21 protein-coding genes are annotated in these 19,883 nt (G+C 66.4%); 17 read left to right on the top strand and 4 right to left on the bottom strand.

The features are described from left to right. Positions 1-244 precede the first annotated feature (244 nt). Both J2T47_RS05265 and J2T47_RS05260 read left to right on the top strand, forming a co-directional pair. Positions 245-1,375 carry a TIGR03364 family FAD-dependent oxidoreductase gene (locus tag J2T47_RS05265; protein WP_253443136.1) on the top strand — a complete coding sequence of 377 codons (1,131 nt, stop codon included), beginning with the start codon at positions 245-247 and terminating at the stop codon, positions 1,373-1,375. 158 nt (positions 1,376-1,533) lie between these two features. After that, the gene (locus tag J2T47_RS05260; protein WP_253443134.1) at positions 1,534-2,556 is read left to right on the top strand and encodes a transporter; all 1,023 of its coding nucleotides are present in this window, start codon (positions 1,534-1,536) and stop codon (positions 2,554-2,556) included. Positions 2,557-2,682: 126 nt separating this feature from the next. Here J2T47_RS05260 and J2T47_RS05255 read toward each other — a convergent pair whose 3' ends face one another. From J2T47_RS05255 to phhA, 3 genes are all read right to left on the bottom strand, one after another. Next, positions 2,683-3,879: an amino acid aminotransferase gene (locus tag J2T47_RS05255; RefSeq protein WP_253443132.1), complete on the bottom strand. Its 1,197-nt coding sequence runs from the start codon at positions 3,877-3,879 to the stop codon at positions 2,683-2,685. After that, entirely contained in the window at positions 3,876-4,232 is a 357-nt protein-coding gene (locus J2T47_RS05250) for a 4a-hydroxytetrahydrobiopterin dehydratase (protein ID WP_024764391.1), read from the bottom strand. The genes J2T47_RS05255 and J2T47_RS05250 overlap by 4 nt, the downstream gene beginning before the upstream one ends. A 105-nt stretch (positions 4,233-4,337) precedes the next feature. After that, the gene (gene phhA / locus J2T47_RS05245; RefSeq protein WP_253443130.1) at positions 4,338-5,126 is read right to left on the bottom strand and encodes a phenylalanine 4-monooxygenase; all 789 of its coding nucleotides are present in this window, start codon (positions 5,124-5,126) and stop codon (positions 4,338-4,340) included. Between the two features lie 260 nt (positions 5,127-5,386). On the opposite strand from phhA, the gene J2T47_RS05240 reads away from it, so the two are divergent. After that, positions 5,387-6,949 (top strand): sigma-54-dependent transcriptional regulator, encoded by a 1,563-nt coding sequence (locus tag J2T47_RS05240; RefSeq protein ID WP_253443128.1) that lies wholly within the window; start codon positions 5,387-5,389, stop codon positions 6,947-6,949. Between the two features lie 108 nt (positions 6,950-7,057). On the opposite strand, the gene J2T47_RS05235 is transcribed toward J2T47_RS05240, so the two are convergent. Further along, the gene (locus tag J2T47_RS05235; protein ID WP_253443126.1) at positions 7,058-7,267 is read right to left on the bottom strand and encodes a DUF6316 family protein; all 210 of its coding nucleotides are present in this window, start codon (positions 7,265-7,267) and stop codon (positions 7,058-7,060) included. Between the two features lie 294 nt (positions 7,268-7,561). On the opposite strand from J2T47_RS05235, the gene J2T47_RS05230 reads away from it, so the two are divergent. From J2T47_RS05230 to J2T47_RS05165, 14 genes are all read left to right on the top strand, one after another. Then, positions 7,562-8,200, top strand: coding sequence for a peroxiredoxin (locus J2T47_RS05230; RefSeq protein WP_045212297.1), 639 nt, complete (start codon positions 7,562-7,564; stop codon positions 8,198-8,200). Positions 8,201-8,390: 190 nt separating this feature from the next. Beyond that, entirely contained in the window at positions 8,391-9,404 is a 1,014-nt protein-coding gene (locus tag J2T47_RS05225; RefSeq protein WP_253443124.1) for an aliphatic sulfonate ABC transporter substrate-binding protein, read from the top strand. 3 nt (positions 9,405-9,407) lie between these two features. Further along, positions 9,408-10,232, top strand: coding sequence for an ABC transporter permease (locus J2T47_RS05220; protein ID WP_253443122.1), 825 nt, complete (start codon positions 9,408-9,410; stop codon positions 10,230-10,232). Beyond that, entirely contained in the window at positions 10,229-10,981 is a 753-nt protein-coding gene (locus J2T47_RS05215) for an ABC transporter ATP-binding protein (RefSeq protein ID WP_253443120.1), read from the top strand. Before J2T47_RS05220 ends, J2T47_RS05215 begins: the two co-directional genes overlap by 4 nt. A gap of 217 nt (positions 10,982-11,198) precedes the next feature. Beyond that, a complete protein-coding gene (gene ssuE, locus J2T47_RS05210) occupies positions 11,199-11,792 on the top strand; it encodes an NADPH-dependent FMN reductase (RefSeq protein ID WP_169940776.1) in 594 nt (197 codons plus the stop codon). Between the two features lie 134 nt (positions 11,793-11,926). After that, on the top strand, positions 11,927-12,895 hold the full coding sequence (locus tag J2T47_RS05205) for a sulfonate ABC transporter substrate-binding protein (protein ID WP_253443118.1): 969 nt from the start codon (positions 11,927-11,929) through the stop codon (positions 12,893-12,895). Between the two features lie 240 nt (positions 12,896-13,135). Beyond that, on the top strand, positions 13,136-14,284 hold the full coding sequence (gene ssuD, locus J2T47_RS05200) for an FMNH2-dependent alkanesulfonate monooxygenase (RefSeq protein WP_253443116.1): 1,149 nt from the start codon (positions 13,136-13,138) through the stop codon (positions 14,282-14,284). 228 nt (positions 14,285-14,512) lie between these two features. After that, a complete protein-coding gene (gene ssuC, locus J2T47_RS05195) occupies positions 14,513-15,283 on the top strand; it encodes an aliphatic sulfonate ABC transporter permease SsuC (protein WP_253443795.1) in 771 nt (256 codons plus the stop codon). Continuing rightward, positions 15,280-16,092 (top strand): aliphatic sulfonates ABC transporter ATP-binding protein, encoded by an 813-nt coding sequence (gene ssuB, locus J2T47_RS05190; protein ID WP_253443114.1) that lies wholly within the window; start codon positions 15,280-15,282, stop codon positions 16,090-16,092. The genes ssuC and ssuB overlap by 4 nt, the downstream gene beginning before the upstream one ends. 38 nt (positions 16,093-16,130) lie before the next feature. Then, a complete protein-coding gene (locus tag J2T47_RS05185) occupies positions 16,131-16,346 on the top strand; it encodes a TOBE domain-containing protein (protein ID WP_017517652.1) in 216 nt (71 codons plus the stop codon). Positions 16,347-16,562: 216 nt separating this feature from the next. Continuing rightward, entirely contained in the window at positions 16,563-16,982 is a 420-nt protein-coding gene (locus J2T47_RS05180) for an MAPEG family protein (protein WP_253443111.1), read from the top strand. A gap of 117 nt (positions 16,983-17,099) precedes the next feature. Then, positions 17,100-18,059 (top strand): DMT family transporter, encoded by a 960-nt coding sequence (locus J2T47_RS05175; RefSeq protein WP_253443102.1) that lies wholly within the window; start codon positions 17,100-17,102, stop codon positions 18,057-18,059. A 153-nt stretch (positions 18,060-18,212) separates the two neighbouring features. Continuing rightward, positions 18,213-18,770 carry a sigma-70 family RNA polymerase sigma factor gene (locus tag J2T47_RS05170; RefSeq protein WP_367399496.1) on the top strand — a complete coding sequence of 186 codons (558 nt, stop codon included), beginning with the start codon at positions 18,213-18,215 and terminating at the stop codon, positions 18,768-18,770. Then, positions 18,767-19,717 carry a FecR family protein gene (locus tag J2T47_RS05165; protein ID WP_253443098.1) on the top strand — a complete coding sequence of 317 codons (951 nt, stop codon included), beginning with the start codon at positions 18,767-18,769 and terminating at the stop codon, positions 19,715-19,717. Before J2T47_RS05170 ends, J2T47_RS05165 begins: the two co-directional genes overlap by 4 nt. Positions 19,718-19,883: the final 166 nt, after the last annotated feature.

Genomic DNA, 19,883 nt, shown 5'->3' with positions numbered 1-19,883 from the left:
GAGGGGGCTGTCCGGTGTGTTGGTTCGAGGTGGGTGCAGTCCTGAAGCCCAGGAGGTCAGTAGGGTGCAGCGGCTGAAGGCGTATCCGCTCCACTGGAGGCTGCCTCGGACTGACATTGGCATCCACGCGATGCACTGAAGTAGCAGGATTAACACTGAATTCTTCTCGGCAGAGGAGGGTTCCCTCTCCCTTCAGGGAGAGGGCTAGGGAGAGGGGCTCTTCTGCGTGCAAGGAACCAGACCCATGACCCACACCCACTGCGACGTCGCCATCGTCGGCGCCGGCATCCTCGGCCTTTCCCACGCCTACGCCGCCGCCCGCCGCGGCCTGGCCGTACGCGTCTTCGAGCGGACCGCCACGCCCCTGGGCGCCTCGGTGCGCAACTTCGGCCAGGCACTGGTCACCGGCCAGCCGCCGGGCGTGATGTCGGACCTGGCCCGTGCCAGCCGGCCGATCTGGGCGCAGTGGGCAGAGGGCGCCGGATTCTCCCTGCGGCGCAATGGCTCGCTGCTGTTCGCCCGCAGCGAAGCCGAGGAACGCCTGCTGGAAGCCTTCTGCGCCGGCCGCGCGAAGGAACTGGACTACCGCGTGGGCCTGCTGCGCGGCAGCGAGCTGAATGACCTCTACCAGGGCCATTTCCGTCACCACCGTGCGGCGCTGCTGGGCTTCGATGACCAGCAACTGTACTCCCGCGAAGCGCTGCCGAGCCTGATCGACTACCTGCGCCGCGAGCACGGCGTGGAGTTCCACTTCTCCACCCTGGTGCGTGACGTCGACACCGGCGTGCTGCGCACCACGGCGGGCACCTTCACCGCCGGACAGGTGATCGTCTGCTCCGGCCACGATTACCAGACGCTGCTGGCCGAGGCCATCGCGCCGCTGGAGCCGCAGGTGTGCCGCCTGCAGATGCTGCGTGCCCGTCCGCAGGTGGATATCGGCCTTGCCCACTCGATCCTCACCGGACTGAGCTGTGTGCATTACGGCGCCTTCTCCGACCTGCCCGAGGCCGAGGCGGTGCGCGAGCAGATCCGCCGCGAGACGCCGGAGCTGGAAGAGCAGGGCATCCACCTGCTGGTCAGCCCGACGCCCCATGGCGAGCTGATCATCGGCGACTCCCACCACTACGGCAGCGACGCGGCGCCGTTCAACGCCGAGTTCGTCGACAGGCTGATGCTGCAACTGGCCGAGGACACCCTGGGCATGCGCGTGGAGGTGCTCGAGCGCTGGCAGGGCGTGTATGGCTCGCGCGGGCCGGGGCCGTTCTCGGTGCTGCAGGCCGCCGACGGCATCACCGCCGTGCTGATGCACACCGGCGTGGGCATGAGCATCGGCCCGGCGCTGGGTGAGCGCACGGTGGCGGCCCTGTTCGGCTGACACGTGGCTGTCATCTGCCGTTCACCGGGTTCTGCTAACACCGGTAGGGCGATGCGGCTTTCGTAGGGCGGATGAAGCGGAACGCTTCATCCGCCGCGGCGGATGACCGCAAGCGGTCATTCGCCCTACGTCAGACACCCGAGGTTCAGCGGAGTCCCATGAACCACAGCATCGTCCAGAGCCATCAGGATTCCGACCTGTTCGGCCTGCTTTATGGCTTCAGTTTTCGCCCCGGCCAACCTGGCCTGGAGATCGACTCGCCGACCGCCCTGCAGCGTCTGCAGGAGCCGCGAGCGGCGGACGAATTCCTCTGGCTGCACCTGAACCTGGCGCACGCAGCCTGCGAGCGCTGGATCAAGTCGCACCTGGAGCTGCCCGACTACTTCTTCGAGACCCTGCGCGAAGGCTCGCGCTCCACCCGCATCGAGCATGTCGACGGCGCGCTGCTGGCGGTGGTCAACGACGTGGTATTCGACTTCAGCAGCCGCATGTCCTCGGACATCGCCACCCTCTGGGTCTGCGCCCGGGGTCGCCTGCTGGTCACTGCCCGCGCGCAGCCGCTGCGTTCGGTGGATACGCTGCGCTCGTCGGTGAAGCACGGCGAGAGCTTCAATTCACCACTGGAACTGCTGATCCACCTGCTGCGCGACCAGGGCGAAATCCTCACCCGCATCGTCCGCGAGACCAGCATCAGCGTGGATCGCATCGAGGACCAGCTGCTGTCCTCGCGCCTCTCCGCCAGCCGCGCCGACCTCGGCGGGATGCGCCGCGTGCTGGTGCGCCTGCAACGCCTGTTGGCGCTGGAGCCAGGGTCGCTGATGCGCCTGCTCAACCGCCCGCCGGTGTGGCTGACGGACGACGACGTGCGTGTGCTGCGCGAGGCCACCGAGGAGTTCTCCCTGGTGATCAACGACCTCACGGCGCTGGGCGAACGCATCAAGCTGCTGCAGGAAGAGATCGCCGCGAAGATCAACGAGCAGAGCAACCGCACGCTGTTCACCCTCACCGTGGTCACGGTGCTGGCGCTGCCGATCAACATCATCGCCGGCTTCTTCGGCATGAACGTCGGTGGCATTCCCTTCTCCGGCGACCCGGAAGGCTTCTGGATCCTGGTGGTGCTGGTGGCCAGCTTCACCGGCCTGGCCGGGCGCTGGGCGTTCCGCAAGCGCGATGATTACTGACAACGACGCCCCTTGTAGGCGCGGGCCATGCCCGCGATCGCGCGCATGGCGCGCTCCTACAGGCAATGCGGCGTCTGGGCAAAAAAAGACCGGCTCAAGGGCCGGTCGAGGGGGAAGAAATCGTCGTCAGCGGCAGACCCGGGCGATGGCCGCCGCCAGGTGGTCGAGGCGTTCGCCGTCGAGCCCGGCGATGTTCGCGCGGCCACTGCTCACCAGGTAGATGCTGTGTTCCTCGCGCAGGATGCGCACCTGCTCAACTTGCAGGCCAGTGTAGGAGAACATGCCGCGCTGGATGGCGATGTGCGCGAAGCGCTCCGCCAGCCCGTGGGGGCGCAAGGCTTCCACCAGGCCGACACGCAGCTCGGCGATCCGCCCGCGCATGCCGTCCAGTTCATCCAGCCAGAGGTTCTTCAGCTCCGGATCGCCAAGAATGGTGGCGACCACTTCCGCGCCATGGGCCGGCGGGGTGGACCAGAGATTGCGGGCGAACAGTGCCAGCTGGCTGCGGATGTCGGTGAGCTTGTCGGCGTTTTCGGCGCAGACGATCAGCGCGCCGACGCGGTCGCGGTAGAGGCCGAAGTTCTTCGAGCAGGAGCTGGTGATCAGCACTTCCGGCAGGCTTTCCGCCAACAGGCGCACCGAGTAGGCGTCCTCGTCCAGCCCGTCGCCCAGGCCCTGGTAGGCGAAGTCCAGCAGCGGCAGCAGTTCGCGGCGGCGGACGATCTCCAGCACCCGCTGCCACTGCTCGTGGTCCAGGTCGAAGCCGGTGGGGTTATGGCAGCAGGCGTGCAGCAGTACCACGTCGCCCTGGGGGATTTTCTCCAGCATGGCGAACATGGCCTCCGCGTCGAGGCGGTTGTCCGCGCCGACGTAGGGGTAGTGCTTGATCGGCACGCCAGCGGCGGCGAACAGGGTCTCGTGGATCGGCCAGGTGGGGTCGCTCAGCCAGATGTTCCTGCCCGGCAGGCAGTGGGCGATGAATTCCGCCGCCAGGCGCAGGGCGCCGGTGCCGCCGGGTGTCTGGGTGGCGTCGGCGCGGGAGTCGGCCAGCAGCGGCGAGGTGACGCCCAGCACCAGTTCGCACAGGCGCGCGGCGAACAGCGCGTCACCGTGGCTGCCGACGTAGCTCTTGGTGGTCTCGGTATCGACCAGGCGCTGTTCGGCGAGCTTCACCGCGCGAGGAATCGGGGTGAGGCCCTGGGCATCCTTGTAGACGCCCACGCCAAGGTCGAGCCGCGCGGGATTGGGGTCCGCCCGGTAGGCTTCGAGCAGGCCCAGGATCGGGTCGCCCGGTACGCGGGTGACCTTGGCGAAATGGCTCATTTGCGTCCCTCTGCTTTCGCGGCCAGCTCGTCGGTGCGCGCGGCCATGATGAAGTCGTTGCGGTGCAGGCCCTTCAGCTCGTGGCTCCACCAGGTGACGGTGACTTTGCCCCACTGGGTCAGCAGGTCGGGGTGGTGGCCTTCTTCCTCGGCGATGGCGCCCACCGCGTTGGTGAAGGCCAGGGCGTGCCTGAAGTTCTTGAACAGGAAGACCCGCTCCAGTTCCATGTGATCGTCGCGGACCTCGATGTTCCAGTCCGGTATCTGCTTGATCAGCACCGCCAGTTCTTCGTCGGACACCTTCGGGGCGTCGGCGCGGCAGGCTTCGCAATGGGCTTGGGTGAGTGCGGTCATGAAAGGTTCTCCTTGTCGTGGGGTGGCATAGGAGTGCGCTCGCGAACCATCTTAGGCTCGCGAGCACGTCTCATCCTAGGCACAGATGGGATCGATTGCAGCGGATCAGGCGGCCTGTTTCGGCGGAAACTTCGGCGCGTGCAGGCCCAGGCGCATGGCTTCGCGCACCAGCGCCATGATGTCCTCGTGGGCCAGCTCGAACAGGCGCTTGAGCTCGGGGAGCACGAAATACAGGGGCTGCAGGATGTCGATGCGGTACGGCGTGCGCATGCATTCCAGCGGGCTGAAGGCCTGGTGCTCGGGCGAGTCGGAGAGGCTGTAGACCGTCTCCTTCGGCGACGAAAGGATGCCGCCGCCGTAGATGCGCAGGCCCTGGGAGGTGTCCAGCAGGCCGAATTCGATGGTCATCCAGTAGAGGCGGGCGAGGTACACGCGCTCTTCCTTGCTGGCGGCCAGGCCGAGCTTGCCGTAGGTGTGGGTGAACTCGGCGAACCAGGGGTTGGTGAGCAGCGGGCAGTGGCCGAAGATCTCGTGGAAGATGTCCGGCTCCTGCAGGTAGTCCAGCTCTTCCGGGGTGCGGATGAAGGTGGCGACGGGGAATTGCTGGCTGGCGAGCAGCTCGAAGAAGGTCTGGAACGGGATCAGCGCCGGCACCCGCGCCACACGCCAGCCGGTAGCGGCCTGAAGCACCTGGTTCACCTCGCCCAGTTGCGGGATGCGTTCGTGGGGCAGGCCGAGCTGCTCGATGCCGTCCAGGTATTCCTGACAAGCGCGGCCCTCGATCACTTTCAGCTGACGGGTGATCAGGGTGTTCCAGACCTGGTGCTCGGTTTCCGGGTAGTGGATGAAACCGTCTTCATCAGGTTGGCGGGCCACGTACTGCGTTGTCTTCATGGAGCCTCCGGCGTCAAGCTGCCTGTTCTTGTGATGACTCAGCAATAGCGCGCTGAGTTTCGGGAAACAGCCCCCCTGGCGCTGCGCTTGAAGGTGCCAAACGGGTTAATTCGTAAAGAAATAATTACGCTTGGCGGCGCGCGCATCCGGCCATGGCTTGAAGGTGCGCTGATCTGTCACATATTCTTGACGGTAATTTCCGGCCGCCTTGAGAAAATTCGTGCCGGAGCGCCCACCACAACGACAACCACGGGCCCGCCATGCGCATCAAAGTGCACTGCCAGAACCGCGTCGGCATCCTGCGCGACATCCTCAACCTGCTGGTCGACTACGGCATCAACGTCAACCGCGGCGAAGTCGGCGGCGAGCAGGGCAACGCCATCTACCTGCTCTGCCCGAACCTCATCAACCTGCAGTTCCAGTCGCTCAAGCCCAAGCTCGAAGCGGTGCCCGGCGTGTTCGGCGTCAAGCGCGTCGGCCTGATGCCCAGCGAGCGTCGTCACCTGGAACTGAATGCGCTGCTGGCGGCGCTGGAGTTTCCGGTGCTGTCCATCGACATGGCCGGGCAGATAGTCGCCGGCAACCGCGCCGCCGCGCAGTTGCTGGGCGTGCGCGTCGACGAAGTCCCCGGCATCCCGCTGTCGCGTTACGCCGAAGACCTCGACCTGCCGGAACTGGTGCGGGCGAACAAGGCGCGCATCAATGGCCTGCGGGTGAAGGTGAAGGGCGACGTGTTCCTCGCCGATATCGCGCCGCTGCAATCCGAGCATGACGAAAGCGAGGCGCTGGCCGGCGCCGTGCTCACCCTGCACCGCGCCGACCGCGTCGGCGAGCGCATCTACAACGTACGCCGCCTGGAGCTGCGCGGCTTTGACAGCATCTTCCAGAGCTCGCGGGTGATGGCCGCGGTGGTGCGCGAGGCACGCCGCATGGCACCGCTGGATGCGCCTTTGCTGATCGAAGGCGAGACCGGTACCGGCAAGGAACTGCTGGCCCGCGCCTGCCATCTCGCCAGCCCGCGCGGGCAGTCGCCGTTCATGGCGCTGAACTGCGCCGGCCTGCCCGAGTCGATGGCCGAGACCGAGCTGTTCGGCTACGGCCCCGGCGCCTTCGAGGGCGCGCGCCCGGAAGGCAAGCTCGGCCTGCTGGAGCTGACCGCCGGCGGCACGCTGTTCCTCGATGGTGTCGGCGAGATGAGCCCGCGCCTGCAGGCCAAGCTGCTGCGCTTCCTGCAGGATGGCTGCTTCCGCCGCGTGGGCAGCGACGAGGAGGTGTACCTGGATGTGCGGGTGATCTGCGCGACCCAGGTGGACCTGTCCGAGCTGTGCACCAAGGGTGAGTTCCGCCAGGACCTCTACCACCGCCTCAACGTGCTGTCGCTGCACATCCCGCCGCTGCGCGAATGCCTGGACGGCCTGGAGCCGCTGGTGGAGCACTTCCTCGACCAGGCCAGCCGGCAGATCGGCTGCGCCCTGCCCAAGCTGTCGCCGCAGGCGCTGGACCGCCTCGGCCGCTACCACTGGCCGGGCAACGTGCGGCAGCTGGAGAACGCGCTGTTCCAGGCGGTCTCGCTGTGCGACGGCGGCACCATCCGCCCCGAGCACATCCGCCTGCCGGACTACGGTGCGCCGCATCCGCTGGGGGACTTCTCCCTGGAAGGCGGGCTCGACGTCATCGTCGGACGGTTCGAGAGGGCAGTGCTGGAGCGGCTCTACCGCGAGCACCCGAGCAGCCGGCAGCTGGGCAAGCGGCTGGGGGTATCGCACACCACCATTGCCAACAAGCTGCGCCTGCATGGGCTGGGGCACAACGAAGAGTCCTGAATGGCTGCGATTGCCTGCACTGGGCGCAGGCATGCAGGTTTGAAGGCGTGGAAAAACAAAACCCCAGCTGTCAGGCCGGGGTTTGCGTGGCGCGTACTGCTTGGGAGATCAGCGTCCGACGCGGGCGAACAGATCGGATGCCTGCTGCATGCGGGTGATGTACAGCATGACCTCACGCTCGGCATCGAAGCGGGTGAAGTAGGGGCCTTCGAGGGTGCCCTCGCGGGTGGAGAAGAAGTACTGGCCATTGACCGAACTGATCCGGTCGCTGCGGTAATGGGTGGCCGCCTGCCCGTCGCCGACACGTTGTCCCAACATGAGCCGAACTCCCGAACGAAAGGATTAATTGAATCGAGTGTATGCCGCAAAGCCCCGCCGTACAGGGGCTCCAGGCAAATGTCGACGAACGGCAGCGGGGTTGTCTCAACGATGAAACACCCTTGCCGCCAAGCGGCTCGCGCACTTGTCTATGCTCAGTGTCCGGCGGCGGTCGCCGCCGGAACAGGGTCATCGGAATGTGATTGTTTTGGTTATAAGAAAATCAAAATATATTCTTTTTAATGCGTTAAGACCTTGTGCATAGTGCTTACCAACACGAACAAGGAGAGACCCATGAGCTTGCGACTCGGCGACATCGCCCCCGACTTCGAACAGGAATCCAGCGAAGGCCGCATCCGTTTCCATGAATGGCTCGGCAACAGCTGGGGCGTGCTGTTCTCCCACCCGGCCGACTTCACCCCGGTGTGCACCACCGAGCTGGGCCTGACCGCCAAGCTCAAGGACCAGTTCGCCGCCAAGGGCGTGAAGGTGATCGCCCTGTCCGTCGACCCGGTGGATTCCCACGTGAAGTGGATCGAAGACATCAACGAGACCCAGAACACCGTGGTCAACTTCCCGATCATCGCCGACGCCGACCGCAAGGTCTCCGAGCTGTACGACCTGATCCACCCGAACGCCAACGACACCCTCACCGTGCGTTCGCTGTTCGTCATCGACCCGAACAAGAAGGTGCGCCTGACCATCACCTACCCGGCGAGCACCGGGCGCAATTTCAACGAGATCCTGCGCGTCATCGACTCGCTGCAGCTCACCGACAACCACAAGGTCGCAACGCCGGGCAACTGGCAGGACGGCGACGACGTGGTGATCGTGCCCTCGCTCAAGGACGAGGAAGAGATCAAGCAGCGCTTTCCCAAGGGCTATCGCGCGATCAAGCCATACCTGCGCCTGACCCCCCAACCGAACAAGTGACTCTCCGCTCCCCATCCGGGGAGTCACTGTACGAGCAAACCTCGAGCGGAAATCGGGCCGGTTCGCCGGCCCATTTTTTATCCTTCATGCGCGGACCACGCCGCGCTTTTTTATTCAGCTGTCACTGTCCAAGTTCTGACTTGCCCGCCAAACGGGAAGAAGACGTCCGCCCACGCCAAGGAGAACGACCATGGGTCATTCCACCTGGCGCCGCAGCCTGGCCGTCGCTCTTCTCGCGAGCCTGCCGATCGGCGCCTACAACAGTTCCGCGCAAGCTGCAGACGCTCCGAAAGAGGTGCGCCTGGACTACGCCTATTACGCGCCCACCAGCCTGGTGCTCAAGCACTTCGGCTGGCTGGAGAAATCCCTCAAGCCGCAAGGCACTGAGGTGCGCTGGGTGTTCAGCCAGGGCAGCAATCGCTCACTGGAATACCTCAACGCCGGCAGCACCGACTTCGCCTCCACCGCGGGTCTCGCCGCCGTGCTCAGCCGCGCCAACGGCAGCCCGCTGAAGACCGTGTACATCGCCAGCCGTCCGGAGTGGACCGCACTGGTGGTGCCCAAGGATTCGCCGCTCAAGTCGGTGGCCGACCTCAAGGGCAAGAAGATCGCCGCCACCAAGGGCACCGACCCCTACCTGTTCCTGCTGCGCAGCCTGCAGCAGGCTGGGCTGGACAAGAACGACGTGGAGATCGTCCACCTGCAGCACCCGGACGGCCGCGCTGCGCTGGAGCAGGGCAGGGTGGACGCCTGGGCCGGCCTCGATCCGCACATGGCCGCCAGCGAGCTGCAGGCCGGCTCGCGGCTGCTGTACCGCAACGTCGACTTCAACAGCTACGGTGTGCTCAGCGTCACCGAGCAGTTCGAGCAGGAGCAGCCGGAGCTGATCAAGCAGGTCATCGCTGCCTATGAAGAGGCGCGCCAGTGGGCCGTGGCGCACCCGGAGGAAACTGCCAAGCTGCTGGCCGAGGAAGCCAAGCTGCCGCTGGAAGTGGCCAGGCTGCAACTCTCGCGCACTGACTTCAGCAAGCCGTTGCCGGGTGCCGAACAGGTCGCCGCACTGAAGGCCGCCGCGCCGATCCTGCTGGACGAGCAACTGGTGCGTCCGGGCACCGACGTCACCGCCGTGGTCGATCAACTGATCGCGCCGCAACTGGCCGGCGAAGTGATCGGCAAGCCCGCCGTCGCCAGGGCGGAGCAGTAAGCCATGCCGTCCCAGAGCCTGCGCCTGGCCCGCCAGCGTCGCGCACTGAAACTGCGCTGGCCACGTCTGAGCTGGCGCGCCTGGCTGCTGCCGCTGCTGCTCTGTGCGGCGCTGGAGTTGTCGGTGCGCGTTGGCTGGCTGGCCGAGCACCAGATGCCGGCGCCCAGCAGCGTCGCGCTGACCCTCTGGCAACTGGCCCAGGGCGAGCTCTGGAAACACGTCGTCGCCAGCCTGGCGCGGGTTGCGGCCGGCTTCTTCATCGGTGCAGCGGCGGCCGTGCTGATCGGTACCTGGGTGGGCCTCAGCCAGCGCGCCGAGGCCTATCTGGAGCCGACCTTCCAGGCGCTGCGTGCCATCCCCAGCCTCGCCTGGGTGCCCTTGCTGCTGCTCTGGCTGGGCATCGACGAAACCCCGAAGATCGTGCTGATCGCCCTCGGCGCGTTTTTCCCCGTCTACCTCTCGCTGGTGGCCGGCGTGCGCAACGTCGACCGCAAGTGGGTGGAGCTGGGCAGGCTGTATCACCTGTCGCCCTTCGCCCTGGTGCGGCGCATCCTCCTGCCGGCGGCGCTGCCGAGCCTGTTCACCGGCCTGCGCGGCGCGCTGAGCCTGAGCTGGATGTTCCTCGTCGCCGCCGAACTGATCGCTGCCACCCGCGGCCTGGGTTACCTGCTCAGCGACGGCCGGGAAACCTCGCGGCCGGACATAGTCATCGCCGCCATCCTGGTGCTGGCGGTGCTCGGCAAGCTCAGCGATAGCCTGCTCAAAGCGCTGGAGCTGCGCGCGCTGGCCTGGCGTGACACCTTCCTTGGCAATGGAGCTGACCAATGAGCGCCCTGCTGGAACTGCGTGATATCCGCAAGAGCTTCTCCGGCGTGCGGGTGCTGGACGATGTCAGCCTGAGCCTGTCGCCGGGCGAGGTGGTCAGCCTGCTGGGCCCCAGCGGCTGTGGAAAAAGTACGCTGCTGCGTATCGCCGCCGGGCTGGATGAGGAGTTCTCCGGCTCCCTGGAGCGCAACCCGCTGCTGGGCTTCGGCCCGGATGGCGATAGCGGTCGTGGCGGTGGCGGCGTCGGCGTGGTGTTCCAGGAGCCGCGCCTGCTGCCCTGGCTCACGGTGGCGCAGAACATCGGCTTCGCCGATGGCTGGCTGGCGGACGACCAGCGCATCGAGCATCTGCTGCGCGACGTGGGCCTGGAGGGCAAGGGCGAGCTGTTGCCCAAGCAGCTCTCCGGCGGCATGGCGCAGCGCGCGGCCATCGCCCGTGGTCTCTATGGGCGGCCGCAAGTGCTGCTGCTGGACGAGCCCTTCAGCGCGGTGGATGCCTTCACCCGCATCCGTCTGCAGGACCTGATCCAGCAACTGGCGCTGGAGTACGACATCAGCATCCTGCTGGTCACCCACGACCTCGACGAGGCCTTCTACCTCAGTGATCGCGTCCTGTTGCTGGGCGGCACGCCCAGCCGACTGCGTCGCGAATTCCCCGTGCCGCTGCCGCGCCCGCGCGATCGTCGCGCCGTGGAGCTGGCCTTCCTGCGCGGCGAAGCGCTGACCGAGCTGCACCAGTCCCACGTCATCTAAGCCCCCTCTGCAGGAGCGAGCTTGCTCGCGAACGCTTCCCGGCAATTCTGTCGTGACGAGGTTCGCGAGCAAGCTCGCTCCTACATTAGAAACTAAATTGCATAACTAAATGAATAAATAACATTTATTGGAATATGAGGATGGCTGTTAAGGTCTATGCACATTGGTTAGCAGGACGGCATTTATACCGGCCTGATCGTTATAAGGAAGCGCACAGATGTATGTAGTCACCCTTGCCGGCAGCCCGAGCCAGCGGTCCCGTTCCGGTGTCCTCCTGGACGTCGCGCGGAACTGGCTGCATGCCCACGGCGCCGAGGTGCGCTCGTACAGCGTGCATGACTTCCCCGCCGAAGACCTGCTGCACGCACGCTTCGACAGCCCGCGGGTAGTCGAGCTGATCGAGCAGGTGCTGCGCGCCGACGGCCTGGTGATTTCCACCCCGGTGTACAAGGCGTCCATCGCCGGAGCGCTGAAGGTCATCCTCGACCTGCTGCCGGAGCGGGCGCTGGCGCACAAGGTGGTGCTGCCGCTGGCCACCGGCGGTAGCAATGCTCACATGCTGGCGGTGGACTACGCACTCAAGCCGGTCCTCGCCGCGTTGAAGGCCCAGGAAACCCTGCACGGCGTGTTCGCCGAGGAGAGCCAGGTGCAATACCCCGAGGGCAATACCCCGGCGCGCCTGGAATCGACCCTCGAACACCGACTGCTGGAATCCCTGGAGCAGTTCCACGGCGCCCTGGCGCGCCGGCCGAAACCCATCGACCCGAACCTGCTCAACGAACGGCTGATCAACGCCCGCTGGAGCATCTGACAGACAACACCAACGCAGTCGAGCGCCAAGCCCCAACCCGGCAGGCGGCAACTGCGTCAAACAATGAAAGGCCCTCACCGTCCCGACAACGGGACCGCAGGTCCGGCAAGCACACTCGATAAAGGAGCACTCCCATGCGGACCCTCACTTTGCGTAGTGGACTGGCGGCCCTGCTGATCGCGGCCCTGTCCTACAACGCCCAGGCAGACGAACAACCCGGTACCCTGCGTATCGGCTACCAGAAGTACGGCACCCTGGTGCTGCTCAAGGCTCGCGGCACGCTGGAGAAGCGCCTGGCCGAGCAGGGCGTCAAGGTGCAATGGACCGAATTCCCCGGCGGCCCGCAGCTGCTGGAAGGCCTGAACGTCGGCAGCATCGACTTCGGCGTTACCGGCGAAACCCCGCCGGTGTTCGCCCAGGCCGCTGGCGCCGATCTCGTCTACGTTGCCCACGAGCCACCGGCGCCCACCAGCGAAGCGATCCTGCTGCCCAAGGACTCGCCGATCCAATCCGTGGCCGAACTCAAGGGCAAGAAGGTCGCCCTGAACAAGGGCTCCAACGTGCACTACCTGCTGGTGCGCGCCCTGGAGAAGGCCGGCCTGAAGTACAGCGACATCCAGCCCGTGTACCTGCCGCCGGCCGACGCCCGCGCCGCCTTCGAGCGCGGCAGCGTGGACGCCTGGGTAATCTGGGACCCGTACCAGGCCGCCGCCGAGAAGCAGCTCTCCGCCCGCACCCTGGTGGATGGTTCCGGCCTGGTGGATAACCACCAGTTCTACCTGGCGACCCGCCCCTACGCGACCCACCATCCGCAGGTGATCACCACCCTGATCGACGAAGTGCGTTCGGTCGGCGAGTGGTCGCAGCAGAACCCGCAGCAGGTCACCGACCAGGTCGCGCCGCTGCTCGGCCTGCCGGCGGACATCACCTTCACCGCGGTGAAACGCCAGGGCTACGGCGCCCAGCCGATCACCCCGGAAGTCACCGCCGCGCAACAGAAGATCGCCGACACCTTCACCGACCTGAAGCTGATCCCCAAGGCGCTGAGCATCAAGGACGTGGTCTGGACGGCGCCGGCCAAGGTGGCCACCGCCAACAACTGATTGATCGGATACGACCCTCTCCCCCCGCCCTCTCCCTGAAGGGAGAGGGAGCTGAAAGCGCCGGCTGATACCACCGTTTCACCCTGCGCCGATCAGTCCCCTCTCCCTTCAGGGAGAGGGTGAGGGAGAGGGGCTCTGGGCAGCGCACGAAAATTCGCCCCACGAGCAGCAACACGAACCACCCCAATCCCATCATCGCGCGGCTACGCCACGCCGGCGCGCTTATCTGGAGTGACTGCGATGAGTCTGAACATCTTCTGGTTCCTGCCGACCCACGGCGACGGCCACTACCTGGGCACCGCCGAAGGCGCCCGCGCCGTGGACCACGGTTATCTGCAACAGGTCGCCCAGGCCGCCGACCGCCTCGGTTTCGGTGGCGTGCTGATCCCCACCGGCCGCTCCTGCGAGGACTCCTGGCTGGTCGCCGCCTCGCTGATCCCGGTGACCCAGCGCCTGAAATTCCTGGTCGCCCTGCGCCCGGGCATCATTTCCCCGACCGTGGCCGCCCGCCAGGCCGCAACCCTCGACCGGCTCTCCGGCGGGCGCGCGCTGTTCAACCTGGTGACCGGTGGCGACCCGGACGAGCTGGCCGGTGACGGCCTGCACCTGAGCCACGCCGAGCGCTACGAAGCCTCGGTCGAATTCACCCGTATCTGGCGCCGCGTGCTGGAAGGCGAGACCGTCGACTACGACGGCAAGCACCTGCAGGTGAAGGGCGCCAAGCTGCTCTATCCGCCGATCCAGCAACCGCGTCCGCCGCTGTATTTCGGTGGTTCCTCCGATGCCGCCCAGGACCTCGCCGCCGAGCAGGTCGAGCTGTACCTGACCTGGGGCGAGCCGCCGGCCGCTGTCGCCGAGAAGATCGCCCAGGTACGCGAGAAGGCCGCCAAGCAGGGTCGCAGCGTGCGCTTCGGCATCCGCCTGCACGTGATCGTCCGCGAGACCAACGAGGAAGCCTGGCAGGCCGCCGATCGCCTGATCTCCCACCTCGACGACGACACCATCGCCCGTGCCCAGGCCTCGCTGGCGCGCTTCGATTCCGTTGGCCAGCAACGCATGGCCGCCCTGCACGGCGGCAGCAAGGACAACCTGGAAGTCAGCCCCAACCTCTGGGCTGGCGTCGGCCTGGTGCGTGGCGGCGCGGGCACCGCGCTGGTGGGCGATGGCCCGACCGTGGCGGCCCGCGTCAAGGAATACGCCGAACTGGGCATCGATACCTTCATCTTCTCCGGCTACCCGCACCTGGAAGAGTCCTACCGGGTCGCCGAACTGCTCTTCCCGCACCTCGATCTGGCTCAGGCGCAGCAACCGCAGGCGCGCGGCTATGTCAGCCCGTTCGGCGAGATGGTCGCCAATGACATCCTGCCCAAAGCCACGTCCGCCAGCTGACACCCGTAGGGCGAATGAAGCGGAACGCTTTATTCGCCACGGCGGATAACGCTGGCGCGTTATGCGCCCTACGTAGCCGAGGGCGAGACGAAAAGGGTGGCGCTGCGGCGTCATCCAACGGGTGAAAGTGACGTGTAGGAGCGGGCCATGCCCGCGAAGCGTCGAAGGTCGCGGGCATGGCCCGCTCCTGCGGGAGAACGGAAAGTGAGCAACAAGAACGTCAATACAATTGCCCAGCGCCTCGCGCCCTGGGCCCTGCCGGTGGGCCTGGTGGTCATCTGGCAGCTGGCGGTGGAATTCGGCTGGCTGTCCAGCCGCATCCTGCCTGCGCCCAGCGCCGTGGCCGAAGCCGGCTACCACCTGGTGGTCAGCGGCGAGCTCTGGCAGCACCTGGCAATCAGCACCTGGCGCGCCGCGGTCGGCTTCGTCATCGGCGGCAGCATCGGCCTGGCGCTGGGCCTGATCACCGGCCTGTCGCAGTGGGGCGAGCGCTTCCTCGACAGCTCGGTGCAGATGATCCGCAACGTGCCACACCTGGCGCTGATCCCGCTGGTGATCCTGTGGTTCGGCATCGACGAGTCGGCGAAGATCTTCCTGGTCGCCCTCGGCACACTGTTCCCGATCTACCTCAACACCTACCACGGCATCCGCAACATCGATCCGGGCCTGCTGGAAATGTCGCGCAGCTACGGGTTGTCCGGTTTCGCGCTGTTCCGCCAGGTGATCCTGCCCGGCGCGCTGCCCTCGATCCTGGTGGGCGTGCGCTTCGCCCTGGGCTTCATGTGGCTGACCCTGATCGTCGCCGAGACCATCTCCGCCAGCTCCGGCATCGGCTACCTGGCGATGAATGCCCGGGAGTTCCTGCAGACCGACGTGGTGGTGCTGGCGATCCTGCTCTATGCCGTTCTCGGCAAGCTCGCCGACCTCGCCGCCCGTGGCCTGGAGCGCATCTGGCTGCGCTGGCACCCGGCCTATCAGGTCAAGGGAGGTGCGGCATGAATGCAGTCAATCAGCTTCCCCAGCAACTCAAGAAAGGCATCCCGCTGGCGCTGGAAAACGTGCGCAAGCGCTTCGGCGAACGCGAGGTGCTCAAGGGCATCGACCTGCGGATTCCGGCTGGCCAGTTCGTCGCCATCGTCGGCCGCAGTGGCTGCGGCAAGAGCACCCTGCTGCGCCTGCTGGCCGGGCTCGATCACGCCAGCGAGGGCCAGCTGCTGGCTGGCTCCGCGCCGCTGGAAAGTGCTCGCGAAGAGACCCGCCTGATGTTCCAGGACTCACGCCTGCTGCCCTGGAAGCGGGTGATCGACAACGTCGGCCTGGGCCTCAAGGGCGACTGGCGTCCGAAGGCGCTGGAGGCGCTGGCGGCGGTGGGCCTGTCCGACCGCGCCAACGAGTGGCCGGCGGGCCTGTCCGGTGGCCAGAAGCAGCGCGTGGCCCTGGCCCGTGCGCTGATCCACCAGCCGCGCCTGCTGCTGCTCGACGAGCCGCTGGGCGCGCTGGATGCCCTGACCCGTATCGAGATGCAGCAACTGATCGAGAGCCTCTGGCAGCAACATGGCTTCACCGTGCTGCTGGTCACCCACGACGTCAGCGAGGCCGTGGCCATCGCCGACCGGGTGATCCTCATCGAGGACGGCGAGATCGGCCTGGACCTCGCTGTCGAGTTGCACCGGCCGCGTGCCCGTGGCTCGGCCAGGCTCGCCGCGCTGGAAGCCGAAGTGCTCGAACGCGTGCTGTCGCTTCCGGCCCAGCCGCCCGAACCGGAACCCGTTTCCCCACTGCCCACGCAATTGCGCTGGGCGCTTTGAACCATCCGTGAAAACCCCATTCTCCAAGGAGCTACGCCATGACCATCAAAGCCATCAACGTCCGCAACCAGTTCAAGGGCACCATCAAGGAAATCGTCGAAGGCGACGTGCTGTCGGAAATCGACGTGCAGACCGCTGCCGGCATCGTCACCTCGGTGATCACCACCCGTTCCGTGAAAGAGCTGGAACTGGCCATCGGCAGCGAAGTGATCGCCTTCGTCAAATCCACCGAGGTCTCCATCGCCAAGCTGTGAGTGCGGTGCTGGAAGAGGCGGGCAGTCCGGAAACGGGCTGCCCGTTTTGTTTTGCGTAGGAGCGAGCTTGCTCGCGAACCGCTTGACGCCGAATGGCCGGGATCTCTGTTCGCGAGCAAGCTCGCTCCTACCCCAGGCCCACCTTGGTACGGGCTAGAGCAATTGCTCTACTTCCCCTAGACTCCCGCTCAAACCAACAAGAGAAAGGAGTCCCACATGTCCCTGAGTCCCTCTGCCTTCGCGTTGCTCGGCCTGGTCGCCTGGACCGTGCTGCTGGTCCTGCTGCTGGTCAACCAGCGCGGCCTGCTGGTGATGTCCGGCCGCATGAAGGTCAACGTCTTCGCCGCCGACGGCAGCAACACCCCCGGTACCTTCGGCCAGCGCCTGGTGCGCGCCCACGCCAACTGCGTGGAGAACGTGCCGCTGTTCTGCGCCGTGCTGCTCTACGCCATGGTCACCCAGCAGACAGTGATCACCGACCCGCTGGCGCCGACCCTGCTGGTGGCGCGCATCGTCCAGTCACTGGTGCACCTGCTCAGCACCTCGGCACTGGCGGTGTGGGTGCGCTTCGCCGCCTTCTTCGTCCAGTTGATCATCCTGATCTGGTGGCTGCTGCGTCTCTCGACCCTGGTCTGACTGCCAGCGACGCAGCGTTGTCGACGGGCGACCGGAACAGTTGCACCACGCAACTGTTCCTATGGGGCGATACCGCCATGGCTTAGCATGGCGGACCGCATACGCGTCGAGGCACTCATGCACGTTTCATCCGGCCGCTGGCAGTTCGGCCTGTTCCTGGCCCTGGTCACCGCCGTCCTCTGGGGCATCCTGCCGATCAAGCTCAAGGAAGTCCTGAAGGTCATGGACCCGATCACCGTCACCTGGTTTCGCCTGGTGGTGTCCGGTGGCCTGCTGCTCATCTACCTGAGCTTCACCCGCCAGCTGCCGCGCTTTGCGCCGCTGGGCAAGCGCGGCAAGGGGCTGGTGCTGCTCGCCATCCTCGGCCTGACCGGCAACTATGTCTGCTACCTGATCGGCCTGCGCCTGCTCACGCCGGGGACCACGCAACTGGTGATCCAGATCGCGCCGATCCTGCTGCTGCTGGGCAGCCTGTTCGTCTTCAAGGAGAGCTTCAGCATCGGCCAGGCGCTCGGTCTGGCAGTGCTGATCTGCGGCTTCGCGCTGTTCTTCAATCAGCGACTGGCCGAGCTGTTCGGTTCGCTCGGCGAGTACACCACCGGCGTGCTCATCGTGGTCTTCGCTGCCTTCGTCTGGACTTTCTATGGGCTGGCGCAGAAGCAACTGCTGACCCAGTGGAGCTCGGTGCAGGTGATGATGGTGATCTACCTGGGCTGCGGCGCGCTGCTCACGCCCTGGGCGCATCCGCTGGAGGCGCTGGACCTGTCCCCGCTGCAGGGCTGGCTGCTGCTGGCCTGCTGCCTGAACACCCTGGTGGCCTACGGCGCCTTTGCCGAGGCGCTGGCGCACTGGGAAGCCTCGCGGGTCAGCGCGACCCTAGCGATCACGCCACTGGTGACCTTCGCCTCGGTGGCGCTGGCCGCTTCGTTGTGGCCGGAGTTCGTGCCGCCCGAACAGCTCAATGGCCTGGCCTACCTCGGCGCGCTGCTGGTGGTCAGCGGCTCGGCACTCACTGCGCTGGCGCCTTCGTTGCTGCGCAGCTACCGAGCGCGAAGGGCGCGTGTCGCCAACGTCTGAGTCCCTGAGAGGCCGCCGCGAGGCGGCCTTTTGCTATCCGTCTCGCGAGTCCGGCTTCAATTTCGCAAATGATATGTATTATCATTTGTGCAATTCGATAGTTGCCGGTGGCCAAGCGCCCCGGTTCTGGGGGCGATGTGCTGACGGGCAAGTGTGAGACAGGGCGACGACGCCGGGAGGCATGCGTCGATGGATGAGCGTTTCTCCCGTTCGGTGTCCCAGGCCTATCGCTCCTTCCACGGCGAGCTGCTGCGCTTTTTGCGCAAGCAACTGGGCAGCTCGGCGGATGCCGCGGACCTTGCCCAGGATGCCTTCGCCCAGTGGCTCAAGTCCTCCTCGCGGCATCAGGTGGAGCAGCCGCGCGCCTTCCTGTTCCAGGTGGCACGCAACCTGCTGCGCGACCACTGGCAGCGCTCCCGGCGCTTCGCCAGCGAGCCTGAAGAGACCCTGGAGACTGATCAGCAACCGGCCGCCGAAGGAGGCGAACCCGTGGTGCAGTTCGAGCGTCAACGCTATCTTCAGCAGCTTTCCCTGGCGCTGGACAGCCTGCCGCCACGGCGCCGCGAGGCCTTCATCCTGCACAAGTTCGACGGCCTGTCGCAGCCCGAGGTGGCGCGGCGCATGGGGATTTCACTGAGCATGGTGGAGAAGCACGTCGCCAGTGCGCTGTTGCACTGCAAGCGGCAGGTTCAGGGAGAGGGCGAAACATGACGCCGCATGAGGAGCGCCAACGGGTGATCGACGAACTGGCTGCCAAGTGGTTCAGCCGCCAGCGCTCGGGCGCCTGTGATGCCCGCGAGCGCCAGGCCTTCGCCGACTGGCTGGCGGAAGACCCGGCGCATGCCTCGGCCTACCGCGAGATCGAGCAGCTGTGGAGCGACCTCGACCAGCTTCGCCGGCCTGCCATCGCCGCGCATCGCCGCTCCGGCCTGCCCTGGCGCGGGCTTGCCGCTGCCAGCGTGTTCTGCGCAGCGTTGTTGCTGGCCAACGACTTCAGCGGCGGCCGCCTGGCCGATCCGCAGCAGGTGCAATCCACCGCGCCGGGCGAGCAGCGCGAGGTCACGCTGGTGGATGGCTCACGGGTGTTCCTGGCGGCGGATTCGGCGTTGCGGGTGGATTACTCCGAGGGTTTCCGTGATGTGCGATTGCTCCGCGGCGAAGCCTATTTCGAAGTGACCCACGATGCCGGCCGGCCCTTCCGTGTGACCGCTGGCGACAGCCGGGTGCGGGTGCTCGGCACCGGCTTCGATGTGCACCGTGCGGGCGATGGGCTGACCGTCGCCGTGCGCCACGGCAAGGTGGCATTGCAGGCGCAGCTCGCTGCGCCGGGCGAGCAGACGCTGAGCGCAGGTGATCGTGCCCGGTTGTCGAGTGGAGCGGGGGAGGCGCAGGTCGATCACGTGCCAGTCGCCACCATCGCCGCCTGGCGCGACGGCATGCTCGCCTTCCGCAACCAGCCGCTGGGGGCGCTGGTGGACGAGCTGTCGCAATACCGCGCCGCGCCGATTCGCCTGGGCGATGAGCGCCTGGCGGACAAGCCCATTTCCGGCAACGTGCGCCTGGCCCGTCCGGATGACTTCCTCGCCGCCTTGCCGGTGCTGCTGGATGTGCGCGTGCAGCGCAAGGCCGACGGCAGCGCGGTCATCCTGCCGCGCTGATTCCAACCTGTAGGAGTCGCCATGCGCGCGTACAGGTATTCCCCGGCGCTGGCCCATTACATAGGAGCAACTGTCTTCCTCTGAAAGTTCGTGCTTGGGATTTCCCTCTCCCTAACCCTCTCCCTGAAGGGAGAGGGTTAGGGAGAGGGCGTGACCGGGCGCGATA

The organism is Pseudomonas nitroreducens (genome assembly GCF_024170165.1).
In the GTDB taxonomy this organism is placed as follows: domain Bacteria; phylum Pseudomonadota; class Gammaproteobacteria; order Pseudomonadales; family Pseudomonadaceae; genus Pseudomonas; species Pseudomonas nitroreducens_C.
This window is presented reverse-complemented; position numbering and strand designations above follow the sequence as displayed.